Origin of the sequence: Rhodopseudomonas sp. BAL398, assembly GCF_033001325.1 — a bacterium.
Taxonomy (GTDB): Bacteria; Pseudomonadota; Alphaproteobacteria; order Rhizobiales; family Xanthobacteraceae; genus JARJEH01.
This window is the reverse complement of record NZ_CP133111.1, coordinates 3,471,798-3,497,098: the sequence shown is the minus strand read 5'-3', so window position 1 is coordinate 3,497,098 and position 25,301 is coordinate 3,471,798. Positions and strand designations below refer to the sequence as shown.

The 25,301-nt window shown below is 65.4% G+C and carries 21 protein-coding genes and 1 pseudogene; 12 read left to right on the top strand and 10 right to left on the bottom strand.

Going from position 1 to position 25,301, the window contains the following annotated elements; all coding sequences use genetic code 11:
* Positions 1–2: 2 nt before the first annotated feature.
* The 5 genes from RBJ75_RS16490 to RBJ75_RS16470 all read right to left on the bottom strand — a co-directional run bounded on the left by RBJ75_RS16490 (position 3) and on the right by RBJ75_RS16470 (position 6,198).
* Positions 3–905, bottom strand: coding sequence for an ABC transporter permease (locus RBJ75_RS16490; RefSeq protein ID WP_044411764.1), 903 nt, complete (start codon positions 903–905; stop codon positions 3–5).
* Positions 902–1,882, bottom strand: a complete 981-nt coding sequence (locus tag RBJ75_RS16485) for an ABC transporter permease (protein ID WP_044411765.1) — start codon at positions 1,880–1,882, stop codon at positions 902–904. The genes RBJ75_RS16490 and RBJ75_RS16485 overlap by 4 nt, the downstream gene beginning before the upstream one ends.
* A 31-nt stretch (positions 1,883–1,913) precedes the next feature.
* On the bottom strand, positions 1,914–3,506 hold the full coding sequence (locus RBJ75_RS16480; protein WP_044411778.1) for an ABC transporter substrate-binding protein: 1,593 nt from the start codon (positions 3,504–3,506) through the stop codon (positions 1,914–1,916).
* Between the two features lie 92 nt (positions 3,507–3,598).
* Entirely contained in the window at positions 3,599–4,558 is a 960-nt protein-coding gene (locus tag RBJ75_RS16475; RefSeq protein WP_044411769.1) for a CobW family GTP-binding protein, read from the bottom strand.
* A complete protein-coding gene (locus RBJ75_RS16470; RefSeq protein WP_044411772.1) occupies positions 4,555–6,198 on the bottom strand; it encodes an amidohydrolase in 1,644 nt (547 codons plus the stop codon). The genes RBJ75_RS16475 and RBJ75_RS16470 overlap by 4 nt, the downstream gene beginning before the upstream one ends.
* Before the next feature lie 208 nt (positions 6,199–6,406).
* Between RBJ75_RS16470 and RBJ75_RS16465 the strand changes: the two genes are divergently transcribed.
* Positions 6,407–7,954, top strand: coding sequence for a PLP-dependent aminotransferase family protein (locus RBJ75_RS16465; protein WP_234707420.1), 1,548 nt, complete (start codon positions 6,407–6,409; stop codon positions 7,952–7,954).
* Positions 7,955–8,131: 177 nt separating this feature from the next.
* Here RBJ75_RS16465 and RBJ75_RS16460 read toward each other — a convergent pair whose 3' ends face one another.
* Positions 8,132–8,920 carry a sulfite exporter TauE/SafE family protein gene (locus RBJ75_RS16460; protein WP_044417275.1) on the bottom strand — a complete coding sequence of 263 codons (789 nt, stop codon included), beginning with the start codon at positions 8,918–8,920 and terminating at the stop codon, positions 8,132–8,134.
* Between the two features lie 12 nt (positions 8,921–8,932).
* On the bottom strand, positions 8,933–10,444 hold the full coding sequence (locus RBJ75_RS16455) for an aldehyde dehydrogenase family protein (protein ID WP_044417273.1): 1,512 nt from the start codon (positions 10,442–10,444) through the stop codon (positions 8,933–8,935).
* Between the two features lie 201 nt (positions 10,445–10,645).
* Between RBJ75_RS16455 and RBJ75_RS16450 the strand changes: the two genes are divergently transcribed.
* From RBJ75_RS16450 to RBJ75_RS16435, 4 genes are all read left to right on the top strand, one after another.
* A complete protein-coding gene (locus RBJ75_RS16450; RefSeq protein WP_044417271.1) occupies positions 10,646–11,065 on the top strand; it encodes a nuclear transport factor 2 family protein in 420 nt (139 codons plus the stop codon).
* Positions 11,062–12,456, top strand: coding sequence for an NAD(P)/FAD-dependent oxidoreductase (locus tag RBJ75_RS16445; protein WP_276156948.1), 1,395 nt, complete (start codon positions 11,062–11,064; stop codon positions 12,454–12,456). The genes RBJ75_RS16450 and RBJ75_RS16445 overlap by 4 nt, the downstream gene beginning before the upstream one ends.
* A gap of 500 nt (positions 12,457–12,956) precedes the next feature.
* Positions 12,957–13,703 (top strand): HAD-IA family hydrolase, encoded by a 747-nt coding sequence (locus RBJ75_RS16440; protein ID WP_044418462.1) that lies wholly within the window; start codon positions 12,957–12,959, stop codon positions 13,701–13,703.
* A gap of 78 nt (positions 13,704–13,781) precedes the next feature.
* Complete coding sequence (locus RBJ75_RS16435; protein WP_044418464.1) at positions 13,782–15,044, top strand: glycosyltransferase family 87 protein; 1,263 nt, start codon at positions 13,782–13,784, stop codon at positions 15,042–15,044.
* A 5-nt stretch (positions 15,045–15,049) separates the two neighbouring features.
* Here RBJ75_RS16435 and RBJ75_RS16430 read toward each other — a convergent pair whose 3' ends face one another.
* Complete coding sequence (locus RBJ75_RS16430; RefSeq protein WP_044418466.1) at positions 15,050–15,487, bottom strand: PaaI family thioesterase; 438 nt, start codon at positions 15,485–15,487, stop codon at positions 15,050–15,052.
* 76 nt (positions 15,488–15,563) lie between these two features.
* Between RBJ75_RS16430 and RBJ75_RS16425 the strand changes: the two are divergent.
* Both RBJ75_RS16425 and RBJ75_RS16420 read left to right on the top strand, forming a co-directional pair.
* Positions 15,564–16,192, top strand: a pseudogene (locus RBJ75_RS16425) (NUDIX hydrolase).
* A gap of 190 nt (positions 16,193–16,382) precedes the next feature.
* Positions 16,383–17,492: a hypothetical protein gene (locus RBJ75_RS16420; protein ID WP_411194527.1), complete on the top strand. Its 1,110-nt coding sequence runs from the start codon at positions 16,383–16,385 to the stop codon at positions 17,490–17,492.
* A gap of 228 nt (positions 17,493–17,720) precedes the next feature.
* Here the strand turns inward: RBJ75_RS16420 and RBJ75_RS16415 are convergent, their stop codons facing one another.
* Positions 17,721–18,026, bottom strand: coding sequence for a hypothetical protein (locus RBJ75_RS16415; RefSeq protein ID WP_044415517.1), 306 nt, complete (start codon positions 18,024–18,026; stop codon positions 17,721–17,723).
* A 228-nt stretch (positions 18,027–18,254) separates the two neighbouring features.
* Here RBJ75_RS16415 and RBJ75_RS16410 point away from each other — a divergent pair, with 228 nt between their 5' ends.
* Positions 18,255–18,749: a hypothetical protein gene (locus tag RBJ75_RS16410; protein ID WP_044415515.1), complete on the top strand. Its 495-nt coding sequence runs from the start codon at positions 18,255–18,257 to the stop codon at positions 18,747–18,749.
* A gap of 198 nt (positions 18,750–18,947) precedes the next feature.
* Here the strand turns inward: RBJ75_RS16410 and RBJ75_RS16405 are convergent, their stop codons facing one another.
* Positions 18,948–20,159 (bottom strand): EAL domain-containing protein, encoded by a 1,212-nt coding sequence (locus tag RBJ75_RS16405; protein WP_044416868.1) that lies wholly within the window; start codon positions 20,157–20,159, stop codon positions 18,948–18,950.
* Positions 20,160–20,503: 344 nt separating this feature from the next.
* Here RBJ75_RS16405 and RBJ75_RS16400 point away from each other — a divergent pair, with 344 nt between their 5' ends.
* The 4 genes from RBJ75_RS16400 to RBJ75_RS16385 all read left to right on the top strand — a co-directional run bounded on the left by RBJ75_RS16400 (position 20,504) and on the right by RBJ75_RS16385 (position 25,234).
* Positions 20,504–21,451 carry a TAXI family TRAP transporter solute-binding subunit gene (locus tag RBJ75_RS16400; protein ID WP_044416869.1) on the top strand — a complete coding sequence of 316 codons (948 nt, stop codon included), beginning with the start codon at positions 20,504–20,506 and terminating at the stop codon, positions 21,449–21,451.
* Positions 21,452–21,714: 263 nt separating this feature from the next.
* On the top strand, positions 21,715–23,829 hold the full coding sequence (locus RBJ75_RS16395; RefSeq protein ID WP_044416871.1) for a TRAP transporter permease: 2,115 nt from the start codon (positions 21,715–21,717) through the stop codon (positions 23,827–23,829).
* Positions 23,793–24,200 carry a DUF1850 domain-containing protein gene (locus RBJ75_RS16390; protein WP_044416873.1) on the top strand — a complete coding sequence of 136 codons (408 nt, stop codon included), beginning with the start codon at positions 23,793–23,795 and terminating at the stop codon, positions 24,198–24,200. Before RBJ75_RS16395 ends, RBJ75_RS16390 begins: the two co-directional genes overlap by 37 nt.
* A gap of 230 nt (positions 24,201–24,430) precedes the next feature.
* On the top strand, positions 24,431–25,234 hold the full coding sequence (locus tag RBJ75_RS16385; RefSeq protein ID WP_276156762.1) for an SDR family NAD(P)-dependent oxidoreductase: 804 nt from the start codon (positions 24,431–24,433) through the stop codon (positions 25,232–25,234).
* Positions 25,235–25,301 lie beyond the last annotated feature (67 nt).

Here is a 25,301-nt window from a genome sequence, read left to right as displayed (position 1 = left end):
GTCTATCTCCGTCGCAGCCGCGGATTGACCGCATCGTTGACGCCGTCGCCGACCAGGCTGATCGCCAGCACCGCCAGGAAAATCGCGGCGCCGGGGAACGTCACCGCCCACCAGGCGTCGAGCACGTAATTGCGGTTCTGGCCGATCATCAGGCCCCAGCTCATGGTGTTGGGGTCGCCGAGGCCGAGAAAGCTGAGGCCGCCTTCGAACAGGATCGCCACGCCGATCGCCAGCGTCGCCGAGACGATGATCGGCGGCAGCGCGTTGGGCAGCACCACCCGCAGGATCAGATGCGCGTTGCTGGCGCCGGCGGCGCGCGACGCCTTGATGAAATCGAGGTCGCGCAGCCGCATGAATTCCGCCCGCGTCAGCCGCGCCGCCGAGGTCCAGCTCACCGCGCCGATCGCCAGCGTGATGGTGGTGAGCTTCTGGCCGAACAGCGTCACCAGCACCATCGCGAACAATAGCGGCGGCAGCACCTGGAAGAATTCGGCGATCTTGACCAGGACGCTGTCGACCCAGCCGCCGAAGAAGCCGGACAGCGCGCCGATGGTGACGCCGATGGTGATGGTGATCAGCGCTGCGACGCCGCCGACCATCAGCGTGGCGCGGCCGCCGTGAATCAGCCCCGCCAGAATATCGCGCCCGAGATAATCGGTGCCGAGTAGCGAATCGGCGGAGGGCGGGGTGAAGGGCAGGCCGGCGATGTCGAGCGGATCGACCGGATAGATCAGCGGTCCGAACAAGGTGGCCAGCACCAGCCCCAGCAGCATCAACGCGCCGGCGACGCCGGACGGGCTGCGCATGAATTGCCGCAACGCGGCCCGCGTCGGCGAGGAGGCCGTGGCCGCCGGCGCGGTGACCGCAACCGGCGCGACCGCCAATGAAGTATCGAGCGTGCTCATCTGGCCCCCGCGCGGATCCGTGGATCGATCAGGCGATACACGATATCGGTGATAATGTTGGCGGCGATCACGATCACCGCGGAGAAGAACAGCACCGCCATCAGGGTGGGATAGTCACGGCGCAGGATCGAATCGAACACCAGCCGCCCCATGCCGGGCCAGCTGAACACCGTCTCCACCAGCACCGCGCCGGCGAACAGATTGCCGAACTGCAATCCGACCACGGTGACGGTCGGGATCAGCATGTTGCGCAGCGCGTGCTTGACGATCACCACGCTTTCCGGGATCCCCTTGGCGCGGGCGGTGCGGATATAGTCGGCCGACAGCACGTCGATCATGTTGACGCGCGCCAGCCGGCTGTATTGGGCGATGAACACCAGCGCCAGCGTCAGCGACGGCAGCACCAGATGTTTGAGGACGTCGAGCACATAGGCGAAGCCGGTCTTGGGATCGACCACATTGGCCATGCCGCTGACCGGCAGGATCGGCCAGGCCGATCCGAACAGCAGCAGCAGTAGCAAGCCGGTCCAGAACACCGGCGCGGCGTAACCGGCCAGCGACAGCACGGTCACGCCGTGGCTGAGCAGGCCGTTCGGGCGTCGCGCGCTGACCACGCCCAGCATGGTGCCGACCACGACGGCCGCGATCAGCGACGAGAAGGCCAGATAGAGCGTGGCTGGCAGCCGTTGCAGGATCAGGCCCAGCACCGGCTGATTGAAGTAGTACGAGTAACCGAAATCACCGCTGGCGACATTTTTCAGATAGGTCAGCAATTGTTCGGTCAGCGTGTGGTCGAGGCCGTATTTGGCACGCAGCGCCGCGACCACGTCCGCCGACGCACCCCCCATCTCGCCGGCGATCACTTGCACCGGATCTCCCGGTGCAAGATGGATCAGGCAGAAATTGAGGACCAGCACCGCGAGCAGCAATGCCGCGGCGTTGACCAATTTCCCCATTATATGAAAGACGAGATTCATGATGCGTCTTCGCTTGTTCGATGAAAGGAACTTACTGCTTCGGCGGAGTTGCCCAATACAGCTCGTCGAGCGGCGACATGATGCCCCAGATCGACGTCGGCAGACCGGCCAGACCCTTGCTGAAGGCGTTATGATACGGCGTCTGGTTGATGTAGTAGATCGGCGCATCGGCCACGACGATCTTCTGGAACTCGGAATACAGCGCCTTGCGCTTCTCCGGCACGGTCTCGGTCGCCGCCTTGGCGAGCAGCTCGTCGACCTTCGGGTTGCTGTATTGCTGGGTGTTCGACCAGATGATGCCCTTGCGGATGTTGGACGTCAAATAGGTGCGGTCGACGCCGATCACCGGGTCGCCCCAGTTGAACACGGTGTCCATGGTCATGTCGAAATCGTGGTTTGAGACCCGCTGCGCCCAGGTCGGGAAGTCCGACGCCGCCCGCACTTCGAGCTTGAGGCCGACCTTTTTCAACTGCGAACGCAGATATTCGGCGATGTTGCGCTGCTGCTCGTCGGCACCGGGAATATAGTCGATGGTCATGGTGGCGCGAACGCCGTCGCCGTCGGGCTTGAGGCCGGCTTCGTCGAGCAGCTTGTTGGCCTTGGCGACGTCGTATTTATAGGTCTCGACGTTCTTCTCGGCGAGCGGCGATCCCGGTGCGATCGGGCCGGTCGAGGCGGTGGCCTGGCCGCCCATCAGCTTCTTGACGATGAAGTCGCGATTGGCCGCATAGGCGATCGCCTGGCGCACCCGGGCGTCGTCCAGCGGCTTCTTCTTGGTGTTGAAGGCCAGCCAGTTCAGCGGACCGATCGCGGCGAAGCCCTTGTCGGTGACGGTGAGGTTGGGGGCTTTCTGCAGGCGGGCGATGTCGCGCACGCCGGCGACGAACGGCACGATGTTGATGTCGCCGCGCTCGGCCGAGACGATCATGGCGTTGGGGTCGGAAATCAGCCGCACCACGATCTTGTCGAGCTTCGGCCGGCCCTTGATGAAGAATTTGTCGAACTTCTCCAGCGTGTAATATTCGCCCTGCTTGTATTCGGTCAGCTTGAACGGACCGGAGCCGATCGGCTTGAGATTGGCCGGGTTCGACTTGATGTCCTTGCCGTCGTCATAGATGTGCTTGGGCAGGATCGGCATCAGGGCCGGCGACATCGCCAGCAGAAGCGCCGGGTGCGGATGCGACAGCTTGATCACCACCGTATAGGGATCGGGCGTCTCGACCTTGTCGACGGCGGCCAGCATGGTCTGGAACGGGTGGTTGGCCTTGATCGTCAGGATCGAGAAGGCGACGTCCGCCGAGGTCACCGGCTGACCGTCATGGAACACGGCGTTCTTGACCAGATGCAGCGTGACCGACAGGCCGTCCTTCGCGGTTTCCCAGGACTCGGCCAGATACGGCTTCGGATTCCAGTTCTCGTCATAGCGCAGCGGGCTGGCGAAGATCTGGGTGCTCGGCAATGCGGTGGCGATGCCCGATTGCACCGCGCCGTTGAAATGCCGCGGCACCTGGGTGCTGCCGATGACGACGGTGCCGCCCGTCGACTGGGCCCGCGATAGGCCGGGGGCCCCAAGTGCAATGAGAGCCCCGACGGCTCCGAGGAAAAAGGATCGCTTCGACAACATGGGCAGCACTCCGTTGTGAGGGGTGAAGAACGACGTGGACGGATCGGCTCCGCTGGCGGGCCGTCGGCGACGCGAGAGCTTCGTTGCGGCTCTCACGATAGAACCGGGGGCGCGAGCGCCCGGTCGAGAATGGCGTCGAGATCGGCCGGCGGCGGCAGATCGCTGGTGCCGACGCCGATCAGGACAATCCCCCGCGCCGGCGCCGATTGATCGGGCGCGGGTGGCGACAGCGTCCAGACCTTGTCGACCATTTGGAATAATTGGCTATCGGTATCGCCGTCGAGCCGGCACGATCCCTTCAGCCGCAGCAATTGCGCCGGCAGGGCGGCGACAGCGCCGGCGAGGCGGTCGCGGTCGAACGCGCCGTCGCGCCGATAGGCCCAGCTGCGGAATGCGGCGGCGTGATCCGGCGCGCCGGCTTGCGCGGTTTCGGCGCAGTGGAAAGCAGAGGTCGTGGTGCTGCCTAACGCCGCCAGCGTCGGCATTGTGGTGTGCGATGTCACCATGATGCGCAGCTCCGGCCGCAGCGCGATCAGGGCCTGGCGCGCGGCATCGAGCGTCGCGGCGTCGACCAGGTCGGCCTTGTTCAACAGCACGACGTCGCAGTGCGCGAACTGGCCCGATACGGTGGCGCCGACCTGCGGGTCGGTCAGCAGCCGGGCGATCCGCGTGGCGTCCGCCACCACGATCACGCGGTCGAGCCGCAGCGTCGGCTCGATCAGCGCGATCTCGGCGATCATCCATGGATCGCCGACGCCGCTGGCCTCGATGACGATGTGTTCGAACGGGATCTCGGCGTCGAGCACCCGGCTCATGGTCTCGATGAAGCCGGCGCCGATGCTGCAGCAGATGCAGCCATTGGTCAGCGCCATGGTGGTGCCGTCGTGGCGCTGGATCAGCGCGGCGTCGATATTGATCTCGCCGAAATCATTGACCAGCACCGCGGTCCGCGGCGTGCCGGTGGCGAGCAGATGATTGACAAAAGTGGTTTTGCCAGCGCCGAGAAAGCCGCCGATCACCGTGACTGGAATGGTCGCGGGCGATCCGGTCATGCGCGAGGCGCCTCCTTGATGACGCCGCCGACCACGGTGCCCCAGATCGCGATGTCCTTCAAAAGCTCCGGCGCCACCGTCAACGGATCGTCCTCCAGCACCACGAAATCGGCGAATTTGCCGGTCTCGATGCTGCCGACCAGATGATCAAGTTTCAGCGTAAAGGCGGCGCCGATGGTGAGTGCGCCGAGCGCCTGTGCGACGGTCAGCGCCTCGGTGTCGCGACCGAGCACGCGCCCGCTCGACGAGGTCCGGTTGACCGCGCACCAGGCGGTGAACAGCGGCGCCAGCGGCGTTACCGGCGCGTCGGAATGGATCGCGAAGGGCACGCCGAGCCGCTGCGCGGTGCCGGTGGCGTCGAGTCGCGCGGCGCGCTCCGGTCCCATCGTCAGTTCGTAATGCGCGTCGCCCCAGTAATACAGATGATTGGCGAACAGATTGACGCAGACGCCGAGCGTCTTCATGCGTTTGAATTGCGCGGCGTCCGCCATCTGGCAGTGCTGCAGGGTGTGGCGATGATCCGGCCGCGGATGCGCGAGCTGCGCAGCCTCGATCGCGTCCAGCGCCAGCTCGGTGGCCTCGTCGCCATTGGTGTGGATGTGCAGTTGCACGCCGGCGCGGTGATAGGCCAGGACCAGCTTCGGCAATTCCTCCGGCGCGATGTACCACAGGCCGTTGGCGGCGCCGTTGTGATAGCCGGGCCAGCGCAGCCGCGCGGTGAAACCCTGGATCGAGCCGTCGACCACCAGCTTGACGATGCCGTAATGCAGCTTGTCGCCGGCATGCGCGCGCAAGGTGTCGAGCTTGGCGATCGCCTGCTCCGGCGGATGCGACGCCGAGGCCAGCGCCGGCACCAGGCGAACGCCGAAATCCGCGTCCTGCGCCGCCTCGCGATAGACCTCGATGGTCTGGTCGTTGAGGTCGTTGTGCAGGTCGGTGATGGTGGTGACGCCCTGGACGCAGCACGACGCGGCGTAGCGATCGACGTCGGCCCGGGTAGTGCCGCCGGCTTGCAGATTGTGACCGAGCGCGCGGAACAGGCGCATCCGCGCCGGGATCCCCTGCAGCTCGCCGCTGGCGAGACCGTCGGCGCCGGCGACGACGCCGGAAATATTGGTGGCTTGCAGCAGTTCGGCCCGCTCCAGCGTCAGCGTGTTGACGTTGTTGATGTGGAAGCTGGCATGTACCACCACCACCGGGCGCTTGGTCGAGACCCGGTCGAGATCGTGGCGGCTCAGCATCTTGCCGCCGATGTGTAGCGGATCGAAGCCCCACGCATACAGGATGGTGCCGTCGTCCGGCAGCTTCGCCTCTGCCTCCTGCAGCCGGGCCACGATGGCGTCGATGTCGGGGGCGCCGGAAACGGTGCGGCCTTCCGGCGAGCGGCGGTCGAACGCGCCCACATAGGGCAGCAACCACATCAGGCCTTCCATGATGTGGCTGTGGCCTTCGACGAAGCCCGGCATCAGCACCTTGTCCTTGAAGCGATCGTCGAGCCGGGCGCCGCTGGCGCAGAGCTCGTCGGCGCTCCCGGTCGCGACGACGCGGCCGTCGCGAACTGCGACATGCGTGGCGCTGGGCCGCGACGGGTTCATGGTGATGATGTTACGGGCTGAAAATACGACGGTGTCGTGGCTCACGCTGTGTCCCTCAAATGCGACTGCAAGCGTGAAGCGATCCAGTGGGCCAGACTAGCGCCAGATGCCATGCACGAGTGGGGCCAGTGCTCCGCATAAAGGGGTGGCTCAATCAAGATTAATGGCTCATTTCTTGCATTTGAGTGGCATCAACGGCAACATCCGGGTTTGGCAGCGCTGATCGCGCCATCGGATGTGCAGGAGAAGCGATTTGGGAAAGCTCGTCCAGCTGACGTATCGGAATGCCGCGAACTCCACCGGTCCGGCGGCCAACAACGACGCGTTGTTCTGGGGCGCCCTGTTCCAGGACCTCAACCGTAGCGGTTCGTTCCTGCAGCTGCAGATCCGGCAGATCATCGTCACCGCGATCGAGGATGGCCGCCTGCCGCTCGGAATGCGGATGCCGTCGAGCCGCGATCTCGCCACCGTGCTCAAAGTGTCGCGCAATACCGTGGTGATCGCTTTCGAGCAGCTGGTGGACCAGAACTTCCTGGTGTCCCGCCAGCGCAGCGGCTATTTCGTGGCCGGTCTGCCGAAAAAATTTGCATCTCCCGCCCGCCGGCCGGTTGAGATCGCCAGCCGGGGCGACGCCCATTGGAACTCGCGCTTCGCTTTGCGCCCCTCGGCGCACCGCAATATCGTCAAGCCGCTCGACTGGCAGGCCCATCCTTACCCGTTCATTTTCGGCCAGTTCGACCCCAGCCTGTTCCCGACCAATGACTGGCGCGAAAGCGCGCGCGCTGCGCTCAGCGTCTCGGAAATCAACAATTGGGCGCGCGACCTGATCGATGGCGACGATCCGGCGCTGATCGAGCAGCTGCAATTGCAGGTGCTGCCGCGCCGCGGCATCCACGCCCGGTCTGACGAGATCATGATCACCATGGGCGCGCAGCACGCGCTGTATCTGATCGCCAGCCTGTTCATCAAGCCGCAGACCCGGGTCGGGATCGAGGAGCCGGGCTATCCCGACGCCCGCAACATCTTCCGGATGCTGACCCCGAATGTGGTGCCGCTGCGCTCTGACGCCGACGGGCTGGTGCCCGATGAAAGTTTCGAAAGCTGTTCGCTGGCCTATGTGACGGCGAGCCATCAATGCCCGACCGCGGTGGTGATGCCGCTGGCGCGGCGGCTCGAGGTGTTGAAGGCGGCGCAGGCCGGCGATGTCGTGGTGATCGAGGACGATTACGAAGGCGAATTGATGCCGGAGGCGGCGACGCTGCCGCCCTTGATGAGTCTGGATCGCAACGCCAACGTGCTCTATGTCGGCAGCCTGTCGAAGGCGCTCGCGCCCGGCCTGCGGCTTGGCTATGTGGTGGCGCCGGCGCCGGTGATCCGCGAATTGCGCGCGCTGCGCCGGCTGATGCTGCGCCATCCGCCGCTCAACAATCAGCGCGTCGCCGCGTTGTTCATCGGGCTCGGGCATTATCGCTCGCATCTGCAGCAGGTCGGCCGCGTGCTGCTGGAGCGCGCCCGGATCCTCGACCGGCTGCTGCCGCTGCATCTGCCCGACTGCACCTGGTCGCGCGGCGCCGGCAGCACCAATTACTGGATCACCTGTCCGCCCGACATCGATGCCACGGCCCTGGCACAGGCCGCGCTCGAGGAGGGCGTGGTGATCGAGCCGGGCGACGTGTTCTCGATGGACGAAAATGCCAGCCGGCATTGTTTCCGGCTCGGCTTCTCCTCGATCCGCACCGACCGCATCGAGGTCGGCATCGAGCGGCTCGGCCAGGTGCTGGCGCGGCAGCGGCGACGCTAGCGCTTAGTTGCACAGTCATTCCGGGGCGCGAGCAGCTCCGCTGCGCGCGAACCCGGAATCTCGCTGAGCCGCCGTGCCTTGCCGCGAGATTCCGGGTTCGCTCGGCCTGCGGCCTCGCGCCCCGGAATGACTCGGGCATGAGGAGGCAAATTGGCTGGGGAATGCCAGCGCTTCGCCTCACATCAACCCGCTGAAGCCCTTGATCGCGCTGCCGAGCGCGATCAGTCCGAGGCAGGTGATCGACACCTGGCGGTGCAGCCTGTCGCTGCCGCGGCGAAACCCGAATTCGCCGATCATGGTGCCGAGCAGCATCACCGGCAACCCGATCGCCGCCAGCCACAGCACCTGGGCGCCGACCAGTCCGACCGCGGTCTCGCTGACAAAGGCCGCGATCGCGGTGGCGAAAAACAGCACCAGCATCGAGGCCCGCGCGACCACGGCGCGGAACGGGCCGGACATGTAGTAAACCACCGCCGGCGGCCCGGGGATTCCGGCCATGCCGTTGAACAGGCCGGCGATCAGCCCGACCCCGGTGGTGACCAGCGGCGACGGCACCGTGGCGACGGCGAAGCCACGGCCGAGCATCAGCACCGCACCCGTGATCAGGGCGGCGATGACGATGCGCGCCACCGGCGCCGGGGTGACACTCAGCATCAGCACGCCGAGCGGTGACCCGATCACCGCGCCGACGATCAACCAGCGCAGCGACGGCCAGTGGCAGTCGTGCCGGTTGCGGCGCAGATCATTGGCGCCGCTGAGCAATTGCAGCAGCACGGCGACTGGCACCGCCTTGGCGGGCGCCATCAACAGGCCCATCAGCGGCACCGCGGCGAGGCCGAAGCCGAAGCCGGTGAAGCCGCGCAGCAAGGCCGCCATCATCACCGCCGCCATCGCGCCGAGGATGATGGCAGTGGGCGGCACGCTGGCCGCGAAACTCGCCTGGGCCGCCGCGATCAGGTCATGCATGCTGATGTCCGGTCATCGCATGTCGATGACGATGGTCTTCTTCTTGGTGAAGTGCTCGAGCATGGCTTCGAGCGAGGCTTCCTTGCCGAGGCCGGACTTCTTGAACCCGCCATAGCTCAGATTGGGCTGGATTGTCAGGTTCTGGTTGACCTGGACATAGCCGGCGTCGAGCCGCCCGGTGACGCGCAGTGCGGTGCGCAGATCCATGGTCCACACCGTCGCGGCGAGGCCGAAATCGCTGTCATTGGCCTTGGCGAGCACGTCGTCCTCGTCGGTCCATGATTGCAGGCAGACCACCGGGCCGAAGATCTCGTCGCGCATCAAGGCACTGTCCTCGGGCAGGCCGGTGACGATGGTGGGCTGCAGGAACAGCCCGTCCTTGAGATGGCCGGCGGTCGGCAGCGCGCAGCAGCGCAGCGTGATCGCCCCCGGCGTGGCTTCGCCGCGCGCGATATAGGATTCCACCCTGGTCTTCTGCTTTTGCGAGATCACGGTGCCGATGTCGGTGGCCTCGTCGAGCGGGTCGCCGATCACCAGTTTCTCCACGGCGTCGCGCAGCCCGGCCAGAAATGCGTCGAACAGGCTGGCGTGAACATAGATCCGGCTCGCCGCGGTGCAGCTTTGGCCCTGGCGGGTGAAGCGCATCCCGGCAATGGCGCCCGCCACCGCGCGGGGCAGGTCGGCATCCGCATAGACGATCATCGGGCTCTTGCCGCCGAGCTCAAGGCTGACCGGAATGATTTTTCGCGCCGCCGCCTGATAGATCAATTCGCCCACCGCCTGCGAGCCGGTGAAGGTGACCTTGGCGACCTTGGGATGCTCGACCAGCGCCATGCCGCAGTCGTGGCCGGTGCCGCAGATCACGTTGAGCACGCCCGGCGGCAGCAAGTCGGCGATCAGCCGAGCCGCCTCGATGGTGGCGAACGGGGCTTCTTCGGAGGCCTTGACGACGACGGTGTTGCCGGCGACCAGCGCCGGCGCGATCTTCAGCATCATCAGCACCAGCGGCACGTTCCACGGCAGGATCGCGGCAACCACGCCGAGCGGCTCCAGCGTGGTGTAGCTGAGGATCTGCGGATCGAACGGCAGCGTCTCGCCCTTCAGTTCGGAGGCGAGGCCGGCATACATGGTGACAATGTCGGCCGCGACCGTGAGTTCGCCGCGGCATTCGGTGCGCAGCGCCTTGCCGGTTTCCAGCGCCAGCACCGCGGCGATCACCTCGGCCTTGTCGGTGATGCGTTGTGCCGCCTGGGCCAGCAGCTTGCCGCGCTGACGCGCCGGGATCGCGGCCCAGCCGGGAAAGGCGGCGGAGGCGGCGTCGACCGCTTGGGCGACGTCGTCGGCGGTGGCGGCGGGCGCGCGGCCCAGCACCTGGCCGGTGGCCGGGTCAAGCACGTCGAGCGTTGCGCCTCCGAGCGGAGGCACCAGCGCATTGCCGATCAGATGACGGCCGGCGAGTTGCTGGAACACCTCCGCGACAGCGGGGGCGATGGCGGGGTTGATGCGTGTTGCGATGTTGATCATCCCGGCACCCTGACGGGGCCGCGTCCGGCCGCGAAGGTCCAGCTGACACCAAGCCGTTGGGCCAGCCGTCATTCTGGCCGCAGACATCGCCCGATCTGGTTCTACGGCGGCAGCCGCGCTGCGTGCACCTTGCTGCTCAGAAACGCCGTCGATTGCGCGCGCTCACCGCGCGGCTGATCGCACCATTATATTGGAACATCCATGCCTGATCTGGACGCCGCCCGAGCCTCGCTCCTGGACCAATTGTTCGCAGCCTTCAATCGCCATGACGCCGCCGCCGTGATGGCCTGCATGACGCAGGACATCGTGTTCGATGGCGCCGCCGGCCCGGAGCTGCATGGCCGCCGCTTCACCGGCACCGCCGAAGTCGCCGCCGCGTTCGAACGCACCTGGACCGATTTCCCCGATGTCAGCTGGGAATGCACTCGCCACGCAATGTTCGGCGATCGCGGCCTGTCGGAATGGATTTTTCGCGCGACCACCAAGGATGGCACGCGGATCGAGGCCGCGGGCTGCGACCTGTTCGGCTTCCGCGACGGGCTGATCTGCAGCAAGAGCGCGTTCCGCAAGGATCGGCCGCTGCAACCGGCACTCGCCGCCAAGGAGGCCGCGTCATCATGAATATGTCGACCAAGGTTCCGCCGCTCGCCGCCTATGATCCGCAATATGATCCGCTGGTCAGCGAGGGCCCCGGACGCAATCGCGACTACGCCCCGACCTATTGGCACGCCACCGCCGGCACGTTGCCCGAAGATGATGGTCCGGTCAGCGGCGACATCGATTGCGACGTCGCGATCGTCGGCTCCGGCTATACGGGCCTCGCCTGCGCGATCTTCCTGGCGCGCGAATTCGGCATCAAGGCGGTCGTGCTCGAAGCCAACCGCGTCGCCTGGGGCTGCAGCACCCGCAATGGCGGTCAGGCGCAGAATTCCGCCGGCCGGCTGTCGCGCTCGCAATGGATCGCGCGCTGGGGCCTCGATATCGCCAAGCGCCTGCATGCCGAAGTGCAGGACGGATTCGAGACCTTCGAGGAGTTGGTGCGCAGCGGCCAGATCGACTGCGAGCCGCAGCGCGGCGGCCATCTCTATATCGCGCATCGTCAGCGCAATTTCGACAAGATCACCGCCGAGGCCAAGCTGCTCAACGACGTGTTCGGCGATAAGACCCGGGTGGTGAGCGGCAACGAATTGCGCGCCGATTATCTCAACGAGGCCGAGGCGGTCGGCGCGGTGCTGGAGCCGCTCGGCACCGGCGTGCATCCGGCCAGGCTGGCCTTCGGCTATCAGCGCATGGCGCGCGAATTGGGCGCGAAGATCCATCCGGCCAGCCCGGTCGCGGATATTCAGTTCAACAACGGCGCCTATCATCTGCGCACGCCGGGCGGCACGGTGCGGGCTCGCGCGGTCGGCATTGCCACCGGGGCCTATACGGCGGGCGGGCTGACGCCGCTGCTGCGCGGTCGGCTGATGCCGATCCTGTCGAATTCGATCGTGACCAGGCCGCTGACCGCGGCCGAACTCGACGCCACCGGGTTTCGCACCAAGCTGGTGCTGACCGATACCCGCACGCTGCGGCATTATTATCGCCTGCTGCCCGACAACCGGCTGCAGATCGGCAGCCGCAGCGCCATCACCGGTGCCGATGCCGGCCATCCGCGGCATTTGCAGGTGCTGATCGACGGCATGCATCGCAAATTCCCGGTGCTGCACGGCATCGAGATCGATTATTCATGGTGGGGCTGGGTCGATGTCAGCCATGACATGATGCCGCGGATCTTCCGCGCCGAGCCGCAGGGCAATCTGTTCTATGCGCTGGGCTATGGCGGCAATGGCGTGTCCTATTCGGCGCAGGCCGGCCGCCGCATGGCGCAGATGATCGGCGGCAAGGATTTTATCGGACAGGACCTGCCGATCTTCACCTCGGCGCTGCCGACCCACGCCTTCGCGCCGTTTCGCCGCATCGGCCAACGCATGCTGTATCGCTGGTATCACGCCCGCGACGAAGCCGCCTGAGCCGGCGGGCGCCCGTCGATCAATCGAATCGAGTCGTCAAGGCCGTCATTGCGAGGAGCTCTTGCGACGAAGCAATCCAGTCTGTGCTTGGCGCCCCTGGATTGCGTCGCGTTCGGACGGCGCTACGCGCCGGCCTCGGCTCGCAATGACGAAACAGACATTGATTTCATTGTGGCATTTTCGGTCAGAGTCTCAGGATGAATTGCCGTTTTCGTCCTGAATGACATGGCCGCAATGGTAGCAGCGAAAGATCGTCTTGGCGGGCCCCTGCTGGCGACGCGGAAGCCGCCCGAGCAACGTCATATCCTTTCCGCATTTTTCGCATTTGCGGTTCGCGGGGGTGGAATCAGTCGGCACGGTCATGGACATCGTTTGACAGTTGATTTGTTAACCTTACTTTGCACATTGCTCTATAACTAGCCGCGCAAGATATTTCATCAGACTGCATCAAATTACTGGCCCGCAGTGATGTGGTCGTCCTGGTCAAAAATTAGGCAATCATGCGCCCAGCCGCCCTGATCTTCGATGTCGACGGCACCTTGGCAGAAACCGAGGAAATGCACCGCCAGGCATTCAACGAGACCTTCGCGGCGGCCGGATTGGGTTGGCATTGGACCGAAGCGACATACCGGCGGCTGTTGGATGTCGCCGGCGGCAAGGAACGAATCGCCCATTTCATCGCCCAGGGGCCGGAGCGCGGGGCCGAATTCGCCGGCCGGATCGCCGAATTGCATGCGGAGAAGACGCAGCGCTACACCGCGCTGGTGGCGCAAGGCAGCCGGCTGCGCCCCGGCGTGGCCCGGCTGATCGCGCAGGCGCGGGCCGAAGGCGTCGCGCTGGCGATCGCCACCACCACCAGCCTGCCGAATGTCGAGGCGCTGCTGCGCGCCGCGCTGGGGGCCGACGCGCTCGACGCCTTCGCGGTGATCGGCGCCGGCGATGTGGTCGGCGCCAAGAAGCCGTCGCCGCAGATCTATCACTATGTGCTGGAGCGGCTGGGGGTGAATGCCGCCGATTGCGTCGCGTTCGAGGATTCCCGCAATGGCGTGGGCTCCGCCTGCGGCGCCGGCATCCCGACCGTGGTGACGCCGGGGATCTATACCGAGGGCGATGATTTTACCGGCGCGTTGGCGGTGCTGAGCGATCTCGGCGAACCCGGCGCGCCCTATCGCCATCTCGCCGGCGCCGGTGCCGCTGATTCCGTGGTGACGCTGGAAGCCCTGTCGCGCTGGACCGCGACGGCCTGATCGAGCGCCGGTTTCATCGCTTGGTAAGCGTTATTGGCTAGGTTTGCGGGGAGAACCTAGCAGACGGGGCGTTTTCGCATGAGCAAATGGGTGGCGGCGCTGCGCGGCGGGGACTGGGTCACGCCGGAGCGGATCCGGCTGTGGGCGCTGGCGGTGCTGGTCGCCGCCCTGGCCGGGCTGTGCTATCTGGCCGCGACCGCGAATGGGCTCAGCGACTTCAAGGGCCGTCCGCTCGGCAGCGATTTCTCCGACATCTATGCTGGCGGCACTTACGCGCTCGACGGCACGGCGGGCAAGGCGTTCGATCCGCCGCTGCAGCATGCCCGCGAGCAGGCGATCTTCGGCCCGGACACGCCGTTCTACGGCTGGCACTATCCGCCATTCCTGATGTTCGTGGCGGCGCCGCTGGCCACGATGCCCTATCTGACCGCGCTCGCGGTGTGGCAGGTCTCGACCCTGCTGCTTTATCTCGCGATGCTGCTGACGGTGTTGCGATCGGTGCCGATCCGTCCGGAGGCGGGCGCGGCGACGCTGGCCCAGCGAAAAATATGGCTGTTGCTGGCGCTGGCGTTCCCGGCGGTGTTTGTCAATCTCGGCCACGGCCATAATGGCTTTCTCACCGCCGCCCTGATCGGGTCCGCGCTGGCGCTGCTGGATCGCCGTCCGATCCTGGCCGGCGTGCTGTTCGGTCTGTTGTCCTACAAGCCGCAATTCGGCGTGATGATCCCGCTGGTGCTGATGCTGAGCGGACGCTGGCGCTCTTTCGCTGCCGCCGCCGTCACCGTGCTGGCGCTGGCGCTGGCCACCACGCTGGCCTTCGGCTGGGAGGTCTGGCGCGCCTTTATCGATTCGATGCCGTTCACCCGCCACGTCGTGCTCGAGCAGGGCGGCACCGGCTGGCACAAGATCCAGTCGGTGTTCGCCTGGGTGCGGATGTGGGGCGGCAGCGTCGATCTGGCCTATCTGATTCAGGGCGCCGTCACCGCGACATTGGCGGTGGCGCTGGGCTGGCTGTGGCGCAGCAAGGCGGCCTATCCGCTGCAGGCCGCCGGCCTGATCATCGCCTCGACTCTGGCGACGCCCTATAGCCTCGACTATGATTTTGTCGCGCTGGCGCCGGCGATCGCCTTCCTGGCGGCTTACGGCGTCGCCCGCGGCTTCGCGCCCTGGGAGAAAACCGCGCTGGCGTTGCTGTGGCTGATGCCGCTGGTGGCCCGCAGCCTGGCCGAGCAGACCCTGATTCCGCTCGGCGTGCCGTCGATGCTGTTGGTGTTCGCGCTGCTGATCCGGCGCGCGGCCGCCGATCTCGGCCTGATCGCGCGGGCACCGGCATTGGCGTAGCAGCGCTACACCGTCCCCGGATGACGGGCGCGGACCACCTTGAACACGCCGTGGGCGAGGATGATGCAGCGCCGCTCGACGCTGATCTCGGTCGAGGTGAAGATCAGGCTCTTGGTGCTGCGCACCACCCGCGGCTTCGCAATCAACGTTTCGCCGATCGAGGCGGCGTCGACGAAATGGGTGTCCATCTGCACGGTGGCGAGGTTTTGCGCGCCGGAGATCAGGCGCGCCGCGATCCCCGAGGTGCGATCCGCCATCGTCATCAACAGCCCGCCCTGCACCAGCCCGCGGCGGTTGCGGTGCTTGTCCTGCGCCACCAAGGCGAATTCGTGGACGCCGTCGACGACCCGCTCCCATAGTGGGCCGACCAGGTCGATAAAGCCCTCGTCATGCACCACGGTCCAGCCCGCGGCTTTCAGTGTCTTGGTCGCCGCGTCGGCCATGCGTGTTCCCCCTGCTGCGCCGCGTCAGGCGCGGCTGGCGGTTTCCTCAGTCACGCCGCCGGTGTAGTCAAGCCGGATGAGTCATTTCCACGACAACGCCACCCGTGCCCGGATCGCCGCATCCTGCGCCAGCTTCGCGCGGCTTCAGTCCGATCAGTCCCATGCCGGGCTGAAGCACGCCGCGGTGGCGATCACGGTGGTCGAGACCGACACCCGCGACGGCGCCGCCATGCTGCTGACCATGCGGGCTGCCAGCCTGCGCGCGCACAGTAACCAATGGGCGTTGCCCGGCGGGCGCTGCGACCCGGCGAGACCGCAGAGCAGGCCGCGCTGCGCGAATTGCACGAGGAGCTGGGCCTGTCGCTGTCCGCCGCCGACGTGCTGGGCCGGCTCGACGATTACCCGACGCGGTCCGGTTATCTGATTACCCCGGTGGTGGCGTGGGCGCCGCCCGGCGCGGCGCTGGTGCCCAATCCGGACGAGGTCGCCTCGGTGCACCGCATCGCGCTGCGCGACATCGTGGATGCCGACGCCTTCGACTTCGTCACGATTCCGCAAAGTGCGCGGCGGGTGATCCGGTTCCGCCATGCCGGGGATTTCATCCACGCGCCGACCGCGGCACTGATCTATCAGTTCCGCGAGCTGCTGGCCGGCCGCGTTACCCGCGTCGCCGAGCTGGAACAGCCGGTGTTTGCCTGGAAATAGCGCGCCGCTTGCCATCCGGCCGCGCCTTGTGAACAATTCTCGGTGAATCGTTAGGCTTTGTTTAAGCAAGGCTGGCATCACAAGGCACCGAGATCTCGAGGCGCCCATGTTCCATCGATCGATTCAGCACTTGCCGAAATGTCTGGCGCTTGGCGTCACGCTGATCGCGCTGCCCTCGCTTGGCGGCTGCATGGCCTCGGTGCAGCCGGCGGTCGCGCAGGCCATGGCGCAAGACGCGTCGCCGCAGGCGATCAGCGACTATCGCCGCAAACTGCGCGACTATCAGGAGGCGCGCGCGGCGTTCGATCAGGAGGCCGGTGCCTATTGGAGCGCGGTCTACGACAAGCGCCGCATCCGCAACGCCAAACGCCGCGACCATGTCGAGGTGACGCTCGACGACTATGTGTTGTCGCAGCCGCCGCTCTATGACGGCCCGAGGCGGCCGGTCGATCCGGAGCCATCGGAGCAACCGCCGCGCCCCCGCAAGGAGCTGCCGGTGGTCGCCGACCTGCTGCGGGCCGCGGCCGAACAGTTCCAGTTCCGGCCGCAGCGCCCCGCCAGCGAACTCGACTTCAAACGCGCTTATGCCAGTGAGACTCGGGCCGCGGGGCTGACGCCGCAGCAGGTGGTGCGGGTCTATGCGTTCGAGACGGGCGGCAATGGCACCCACGACATGCAGTCGGGCTTGAGCTCCCGCCCCGGATCGCGCGCGATCTCGACCGCGATCGGCTACAATCAACTGCTCACCACCAACAGCGTCGAACTGATCGCCGAGCAGGGGCATCAGCTGGTCAAGGCACTGAGCGACAAGGCCGCGCGGCTGACCGGCGCGCCGCGCCAGGCGCTCGATCACAAGATCGCGGTACTCAGGCGAATGATCGCCTTCGCCCGCTCGGTGCCGGACCAGTGGAGCGAACACGCCAAGCTGGCGGATACGCCGAAAGGCTGGGCGCTGCACGCGATGGTGCTGGATATCGACGTCGGCCCGATGCTGCAGACCCACAAGCTGCTGACCTCGGTGCTGTTCGCGCAAAAGAAAGGCTATCACCGGCCGCTCAGCGCCGCCGAGCTGGAAATGATGAATCTCACCGGCGACGGCACCGGGCTCGACATGGTGACGATGCCGCAGGAGATGCGCGAACAGGTACCGACCGCGAATTTCTTCCAGCGCTCCGGCTATGAGCGCAACCCGGTCGCGATCCGCCACAACACCGTGGCCAAGCTGCTCGCCGTCACCGACGCGCGGATGGATGCCAACAGCGCCAAACCAGGCGCCCGCGATTTGGCGGCGGCGTTTTAGCTGCGACTCCCAAATCGTGCATCTGCTGATAAGTTGATGCGCTGAAAAGCCAAGAGAGTGTCATTCCGGGGCGCGCGCAGCGCCAGCTGCGCGCGAACCCGGAATCTTGCGGTCAGCCGCTGTGGCGAGATTCCGGGTTCGCGCGGCCTGCGGCCTCGCGCCCCGGAATGACGATCACTTTAACGGAGACGCGGGCAGTCATCAGCGGCGACGCGGGGCGCCTCGTTACTACTCCCGTCCGAACATGAAGCTGCCGTCGTCTTCCAGAAACTTCCCCTTGCGCATATAGAGCTGGCCGTTGCTGCCGACGAAGAACAAGGTGTTCTTCGGCACTTTCCGCGCCCCCTTGAACAGGGTCTTGGCGTTGTTGGTCCCCATCTTGTAGCTGAAGGTCTTGCCGTCGCCGTCGTAGCCATAGCCTCGGTCGGGCGCCAGCACCCATGGCTGCGGCGGCTCGGTTGCCGCCATTGCCGACGTCGCAAACGTGGTCAGTGCCGCCACCGCCAGCAGCATCTTGATGGTTGGTGTGGTCATCCTGCAGTCTCCCAAACAGGTCCGGACGCGGCGCCGGGCAATTGATCGCAGCCACGCCGGATCATTCCGAACAAATCACGAACGGGGTTTGGGCGTCAACACAAGCGGGCGATGCGCGTCTCGATGGATCACGAGTTTGGGATTCCATCGCTTGTGCTTCGAGCCTATCGTCGGTCGGGGCGTTTTCGAAGCAACAGCCGGCACACAATCCGGCGAGGGAATCAATCGATGCGGGGATACATCAAGCTTGGACACATCAAGAGCGTGCTGCTGTCGGGATTGCTGGCGCTTGCGCTGATTCCGGCCGCGCGGGCCGATGAATTCAAACTCAGCAACAATCATCGGATTTCCTGCAGCCGCGGGCTCGCCCCCGGAAAGCTCAGCACTGCAACGTGCAGTTCCTACGCCTATCTGTTCGACGTCAAGACCTCGGATTTCTTTCGTTGCCAGGTCAGCCTGGCGATGACCCGCGACAAGAAGGAAGTGATCAACGTCCAAAGCGACGGCGGTTGCGCCAAGAAGATGCGGGTGTTCGACGCCGACGGCAATTATTCGTTCGATGCCACCGAGACCGAATCGGCCAACACCAATTCGTTCTTCGGGCCGGGTGGTTACTCGGTATGGGTGAGCGACAATACCGCCCGCAAGGTGCGCGGCTGCATCGCGGTCGAATCCGGTTTCGGTACCGAAATTTCCAGATGCGTGGACATGACATTCGAGTAGGGGCGCCGCTGCGTTCAGGCTTCAGAGCCTGACTGAAGAAGCAACCAACAAACCAAACTTGATGTCATCATTGCGAGCCGAGGACGGCGCATCGCGCCGTCCGACAGCGAAGCAATCCAGGGGCGACAAGCACAGACTGGATTGCTTCGTCGCAACAGCTCCTCGCAATGACGATCTTGAAGGCAGTCTCTCAGACACTCAGTCGTGCATCAGCATCGGATGTTTGCTCGCCGCGCGGGCGAATTTCTTCAGGGCCATCGGCTTGCCGAAAAGATAGCCTTGCGCCAGATCGACCCCGATCTGGTGCACGGTGCGAAAATCCGCTCGGGATTCGACGCCATTGGCGACGCTGCGTGCGCCGATGCTTTGGGCGAATTCCACGATGCGCCGGCACACCGTCTGCTTCAGCCGGTCGTCGGCGCAGCCCGCGATGAATTGGCGATCGATCTTCAGTTCGACGAAGGCGGCCGCGGGAAGGTCCATCAGCGCCGGCCAGTCCGCCCCCACGCTATCGATCGCGATCGCGATGTTGGACAATTGCAGCGCTTTGGCGACCTCGACGATGCGGGCGAGGCGGGCGATCGCTTCCGCGCAATCGATCTCGATGATCAGTCCGCCGAAGGCGGGGTGATCCGGCATCCAGCGGCACAGATCGTCCACCGCGTCGGCGGCGTCGAAGAAGGCGGCCGGCAGGTTGATCGACAGATCGATCGGGCCTTGCTGTTGCACCAGATAGTGCCAATCGGCGATCACGCGCGACACCACGAATTCCGACAAGGCACGGAAATGGGCGTCAGCCGGATCCGGCAGGAAGTCGGCCGGCGGCACCACGCCCCAGCTCGGATGCCGCATCCGGATCAGCGCCTCGGCGCCGCAGGGCGCCAGCGTCGCGGTGTTGAGCTTGCGCTGATACCACAATTCGAGCCAGCCGAGCTTCAACGCCTCGCCCACATCCACCGCCGGGCTGGGGATCGGTTCTGCCGGAAGCAAGGTGGCGATGCCGGCGCGCAGCGTCCCGGCGCTGAACGGCGTGGTTAATGGCGGCAGCATCGCGATGCCGCGTTCGCGGCCCATCCGGCGGATCGCATGGGACATAATTGACTCGCGCGGACCGATCACCAGCACCTGGCCGTCAAAGCGGCGTTCGGCCAGGATCTCGATGATGCGGCCGGCCTCGATCCCATCGATCGACGATCCGAGCACGACGAGATCCGGCTGGTGCGCGTCGAGCACCGGCGCCAGCTCATCGGTGTCGGCGCATTCGCTGGTGACGAATCCCAGCTCTTCGAGGGATTCCATCATAAACGTTCGGAGGTGGGCCTTGCGGTCGGCGATACACGCGCGCGGCGCCAGTCGTCTGCGACCGAAGCCTGACTTGTGTATTGAATTTTTCGATTCCGCCGTCGTCATTCACAGCCCCCGCTCGGGGCCAGTCATAGTTTTCAATTCGGGCACAAAGTGTGGAATCATTTCGATACCCACATGATGCCGGCGGTAGGGTTAAAGCCGCGACTCTGATTCAAATTTTAACGATGCGGGCGCGGACAGCAGGCGCGGCATCGCGTTCGCCGATGGCGCCGTGTGCGGTGCTCTCAGACCGATCGGAGACACCGGCGTCCGCGGCTCCCGTTGCCCATCATTGGCAGGCGGGGTGAGATTTCGGCCCGGGCCGCCGGCGAAAGCCGATGTGACGGGGTTGACCGCGGCCGCGGCTCCGTCCAGTTTCATGTCAAACAAAGGGGAGAGGATCGTTCATGACGTCCAAATTGATCGCCACAGCTATCGCGACCGCATTTGCCTTCGCGGCGCCGCAAGCCAAGGCGCAACAATTCATCAATGTGCTGACCGGCGGAACTTCCGGCGTCTATTATCCGCTCGGGGTCGCGATCGCCAAGATCTATAGCGACAAGATTCCCAATGTGAAGACCCAGGTCCAGGCCACCAAGGCCTCGGTCGAGAACCTCAATTTGCTGCAGCAGGGCCGCGGCGAGATCGCCTTCACGCTCGGCGATTCGCTGAAAGCGGCGTGGAATGGCGATGCCGAAGCCGGCTTCAAGTCCAAGCTCGGCAAGCTGCGGGTGATCGGCGCGATCTATCCGAACTACATCCAGATCGTCGCCACCGCCGATTCCGGCGTCAAGACCATCGCCGACCTGAAGGGCAAGAGCATCTCGGTCGGCGCGCCGAAATCCGGCACCGAACTCAATTCGCGCGCGATCTTCCAGGCCTCGGGTCTGGACTACAAGGATTTCGGCAAGGTCGAGTATCTGCCCTTTGCCGAATCCGTCGATCTGATGAAGAACCGCCAGCTCGCCGCCACGTTGCAATCGGCGGGGCTCGGCGTCGCCTCGCTGAAGGATCTCAGCAATTCGACCGAGATCAATGTGGTCGCGGTGCCCAAGGACGTGGTCGACAAGATCGGCCCGCCCTTCGTGGCGGCGACGATTCCGGCCGGCACCTATAAGGGCCAGGACGAGGACGTTCCGACTGCGGCGGTGGTGAATTATCTGGTCACCAGCACGGCGGTCTCCGACGATCTGGCCTATCAGATGACCAAGCTGATCTATGAATCGCTGCCGGAACTCGCCAGCGCCCACGCTGCCGGCAAGGGCATCAAGCTGGAGACCGCCGCCACCGGCAGCCCGGTCCCGCTGCACCCCGGCGCGATCCGCTACTACAAGGAAAAAGGCCTGCTCAAGTAGGCACTTTCACTTTGCTATCGTGTTCGTCATTGCGAGGAGCACTTGCGACGAAGCAATCCAGGACTACAGGCGACCCGTCTGGACCGCCCCTGGATTGCTTCGCGTTCGGACGTCGCTGTCGCGCCGTCCTCCGCTCGCAATGACGCATTCTATGGACGAGAAGGGGCGGGGAGCGATTGGGCGTGCGGTTGTGCAACCACGCTCCCGGCTTTGCTTGATGTGCTGATATCACCGATCTGATCGATCGCTAGGAACCACCTCCGATGCTGCAGGCTGAGGCTACGGTCGACCATCACGGCGCCGCCAAGGTGCCGTTCGATAATTTCGAGCACGGCTTTCCGGAAGGGTTCGGGCCGCGCGGCTGGCGGCATCTGGCTTATGGAGTGGCGATCGCCTTCGCCTCGTTCCAGTTGGTGATCGCGGCCTGGAACGTGCTGCCAAGCCAGGTGGTGCGTGGCGTCCATGTCGGCTTCCTGATCCTGCTGACCTTCGGTCTGCTCGGCAATTTCACCGCCAAGAGCAATGTCGGACGCGCGCTGGCCTGGATGGTCGGTGGCCTCGGCTTTCTCTGCGGGCTGTATCAGTGGATCTTCTACGCCGATCTGATCATGCGCGACGGCGATCCGACGCGGCTTGACCTCGCGGTCGGGACTTTGCTGGCGGTGCTGATCTTCGAGGGCACAAGGCGGCTGATGGGACCGGCACTGCCGCTGATGGCCGGCGTCTGCCTGGTCTATTGGTTCTTCGGCCAGTATCTGCCGGCGCCGCTTAACCATCGCGGCTACGGCTACGACCAGGTCGTCACCCAGCTGTCGTTCGGCACCGAGGGTTTTTACGGCGTGCCGATCTATGTGTCGGCCACCTACATCTTCCTGTTCATCCTGTTCGGCTCGTTCCTGGAGCGCGCCGGAATGATCCAGCTGTTCACCGACGTCTCGCTCGGCCTGTTCGGCGGCACCCGCGGCGGCCCCGCCAAGGTCGCGGTGTTCGCCTCGGGCATGATGGGCACGATCTCCGGCTCCGGCGTCGCTAACGTCGTCACCGTCGGCCAGTTCACGATTCCGCTGATGATCCGTTTCGGCTATCGCCGCGCCTTCGCCGCCGGCGTCGAGGCCACCGCCTCGATGGGCGGCCAGATCATGCCGCCGGTGATGGGCGCGGTCGCCTTCATCATGGCCGAGACACTGGGCGTCGACTACGCCGTGGTGGTCAAGGCCGCGGTGATCCCGGCATTTTTGTACTTCGCCTCGGCGTTCTGGATGGTGCATCTGGAGGCCGGCAAGCACGGCCTGGTCGGGATGAGCAAGGCCGAGATCCCCAGCGCCTGGAAGGCGCTGGTCCGGGGCTGGTTCCTGGTGCTGCCGCTGGCGGCGCTGATCTACATGCTGTTCGAGGGCTTTACCCCGCTCTATGCCGGCTCGATCGGGCTGTCGCTGACGGTGGCGCTGATTCTCGGCGCCAGCATCGTGCAGGGCTTCTCCAACAATACGGTGCGGATCATCTTCTGGGTTGGGCTGGCGCTGATCGCCGGCGCGGTGTCGCGGGACGGGCTCAACATTTTCGCCATCGCCGGCATCGTCGGCGTGCTGATCCTGTTCAGCGCGATCACCGCCGGCGGCCGAAAGACCCTGGTGGCGTGCCGGGATTCGCTGGCCGACAGCGCCAAATCGGCGCTCACCGTCGGCATGGCCTGCGCCATTGTCGGCACCATCATCGGGATGATGACGCAGACCGGAATCGGCACCATCTTCGGCGGCTGGGTGATCGGGCTCGGCGAGAAGAGCCTGTTCCTGGCGCTGGTGATGACGATGCTGCTGTCGATCCTGCTCGGCACCGGGATTCCGACGATCCCGACCTATATCATCACCGCGGCGCTGGCTGCGCCGGCGCTGGCCAATCTCGGCGTGCCGCTATTGGTCAGCCACATGTTCGCGTTCTACTACGGCATCATGGCGGACCTGTCGCCGCCGGTGGCGCTGGCGGCGCTGGCGGCAGCACCGATCGCCAAGGAAAGTCCCGACAAGATCGGCTGGGAAGCGATGCGGATCGCGCTGGCTGGCTACGTCATCCCCTTCATCGCGGTCTATTCGCCGGCGCTGATGCTGCAGCCCGGCGATCCGATGGCGGCACAGATCGGATTTTACGGCGCGGTGGTCTACGCCACGCTCAAGGCGCTGCTGGCGATCGCGCTGTTCGGCATGGCGGCGATCGGCTTCCTGTTCACCCGGATGACGGCGATCGAGCGGATCGTCGCGCTCTTGGCCGGGCTGCTGCTACTTGGCGAATTCCCCTATAGCGACTGGGCTGGTTTTCCGCTCGGCTTCGCCATCGTGGCGTGGCAATGGCGGCAGCGCCCCGTGGCGATGGCGGCGGCGTGAGCCTGTGCCTGGCCTCGGCCGGCGCCACCAAGGCGTTGGCGCTGGCGGCGTTCACGCTGGTCTGGACCCATTCGATCGAGAAAATCGATTGGCAGGAGGATTGGCGGGTCACCCCGGCCGGACTCGAACTGGTGCAAGCCAGGGTCAAGGGCTCCGGTGCCGGCATGGAGCCGCCGCCCGAGGCGCGCCTGGTCGACGGCTGGTTTCAATGGCAGGTGCATCGCCCGCCGTTGCCCGAAGTGCTGCTCGGCAATTCCACCATGGCCGGCGAATGGCGGCTATGCGCGGGCGGCCATTGCCGCACGCTGTCGGAGATTCTCGGCCATCCGGTTGGCGTCCACGTCACCCGGATGAGTGCCTGCCCGTCGTGAGATGGTGAGGAAGCGTGAAACGCCGTGAACCATCGGGCATGTTCATCCTCATCCTTTGCGGCGTCGCGCAATCGTGCGGTACCTGGTTCTTGACTGAAAGGAATTAATCGAACCAGGCCTGCAAACTCGTCGTTTCAGCCTCTCAGCATGAGGTGCGGACTAACTTGTCGCGGTATTTCGCAACAGCGACATCCGGGCTACAAGGCCCTGGGATTCGATGGGGGATATCAATGCAACGTCTAAAAGGTAAAGTCGCGCTGGTCGTGGGAGCCGGCTCGATCGGCCCGGGCTGGGGTAATGGCAGAGCGACCGCGGTGACCTTCGCCCGCGCCGGCGCGCAGGTGTTCTGCGTCGACCGCAACGGCACCGCCGCGCAGCAGACCGTCGATTATATCGCCAGTGAGGGCGGCACCGCCTCTGCCTTTACCGCCGACGTGTCGCGCGGCGACGAGGTCGAGGCGATGGTGGCGACCTGCCTGCGCACCTATGGGCGGATCGACGTGCTCGACAACAATGTCGGCATCGCCGAGACCGGCGGCGTGGTCGACGTCTCCGAGGCCGATTGGGACCGGGTATTCGCGGTCAATCTCAAAAGTGCGTTCCTGGCGATGAAGCATGTCATCCAGGTGATGCAGCGCCAGGGCGGCGGCTCGATCATCAATATTTCGTCGGTCGCCTCGATCCGCCATACCGGGGTGTCCTACGTCACCTATGCGGCGTCCAAGGCCGCGATGAATCAGATGACCCGCACCACCGCGGTCGAATTCGCCTCGCAGAACATCCGCGTCAATTGCATCCTGCCCGGGCTGATGAAGACCCCGATGGTGGCGCATTCCGCCGGCCTTGCGGCCAGCTACGCCGATGGCGACGTCGAGGCGATGTGGCGCACCCGCGACGCCCAGGTGCCGATGGGCCATATGGGCGATGCCTGGGATGTCGCCAATGCGGCGCTGTTTCTGGCCTGCGACGAATCGAAATATGTCACCGGGATCGAACTGGTGGTCGATGGCGGCTTGACGCTGAAGGTGAGTTAGCAGCCGCGCTCATGGCGAGGCGGTGCGCCGCCTCGAGCCGTGAGCATGACCGGCCGCGACCCGCCGC

Bases quoted from the DNA above. Each gene is read 5' to 3' on its own strand.
- RBJ75_RS16435 (WP_044418464.1), top strand. From the start codon at position 13,782: ATGAGCAAATGGGTGGCGGCGCTGCGCGGCGGGGACTGGGTCACGCCG.
- RBJ75_RS16395 (WP_044416871.1), top strand. From the start codon at position 21,715: ATGCTGCAGGCTGAGGCTACGGTCGACCATCACGGCGCCGCCAAGGTG.
- RBJ75_RS16405 (WP_044416868.1), bottom strand. From the start codon at position 20,159: ATGACGACGGCGGAATCGAAAAATTCAATACACAAGTCAGGCTTCGGT.
- RBJ75_RS16450 (WP_044417271.1), top strand. From the start codon at position 10,646: ATGCCTGATCTGGACGCCGCCCGAGCCTCGCTCCTGGACCAATTGTTC.
- RBJ75_RS16475 (WP_044411769.1), bottom strand. From the start codon at position 4,558: ATGACCGGATCGCCCGCGACCATTCCAGTCACGGTGATCGGCGGCTTT.
- RBJ75_RS16420 (WP_411194527.1), top strand. From the start codon at position 16,383: ATGGCCTCGGTGCAGCCGGCGGTCGCGCAGGCCATGGCGCAAGACGCG.
- RBJ75_RS16490 (WP_044411764.1), bottom strand. From the start codon at position 905: ATGAGCACGCTCGATACTTCATTGGCGGTCGCGCCGGTTGCGGTCACC.
- RBJ75_RS16480 (WP_044411778.1), bottom strand. From the start codon at position 3,506: ATGTTGTCGAAGCGATCCTTTTTCCTCGGAGCCGTCGGGGCTCTCATT.
- RBJ75_RS16460 (WP_044417275.1), bottom strand. From the start codon at position 8,920: ATGCATGACCTGATCGCGGCGGCCCAGGCGAGTTTCGCGGCCAGCGTG.
- RBJ75_RS16440 (WP_044418462.1), top strand. From the start codon at position 12,957: ATGCGCCCAGCCGCCCTGATCTTCGATGTCGACGGCACCTTGGCAGAA.
- RBJ75_RS16455 (WP_044417273.1), bottom strand. From the start codon at position 10,444: ATGATCAACATCGCAACACGCATCAACCCCGCCATCGCCCCCGCTGTC.
- RBJ75_RS16385 (WP_276156762.1), top strand. From the start codon at position 24,431: ATGCAACGTCTAAAAGGTAAAGTCGCGCTGGTCGTGGGAGCCGGCTCG.
- RBJ75_RS16410 (WP_044415515.1), top strand. From the start codon at position 18,255: ATGCGGGGATACATCAAGCTTGGACACATCAAGAGCGTGCTGCTGTCG.
- RBJ75_RS16430 (WP_044418466.1), bottom strand. From the start codon at position 15,487: ATGGCCGACGCGGCGACCAAGACACTGAAAGCCGCGGGCTGGACCGTG.
- RBJ75_RS16390 (WP_044416873.1), top strand. From the start codon at position 23,793: ATGGCGGCAGCGCCCCGTGGCGATGGCGGCGGCGTGAGCCTGTGCCTG.
- RBJ75_RS16400 (WP_044416869.1), top strand. From the start codon at position 20,504: ATGACGTCCAAATTGATCGCCACAGCTATCGCGACCGCATTTGCCTTC.
- RBJ75_RS16485 (WP_044411765.1), bottom strand. From the start codon at position 1,882: ATGAATCTCGTCTTTCATATAATGGGGAAATTGGTCAACGCCGCGGCA.
- RBJ75_RS16415 (WP_044415517.1), bottom strand. From the start codon at position 18,026: ATGACCACACCAACCATCAAGATGCTGCTGGCGGTGGCGGCACTGACC.
- RBJ75_RS16445 (WP_276156948.1), top strand. From the start codon at position 11,062: ATGAATATGTCGACCAAGGTTCCGCCGCTCGCCGCCTATGATCCGCAA.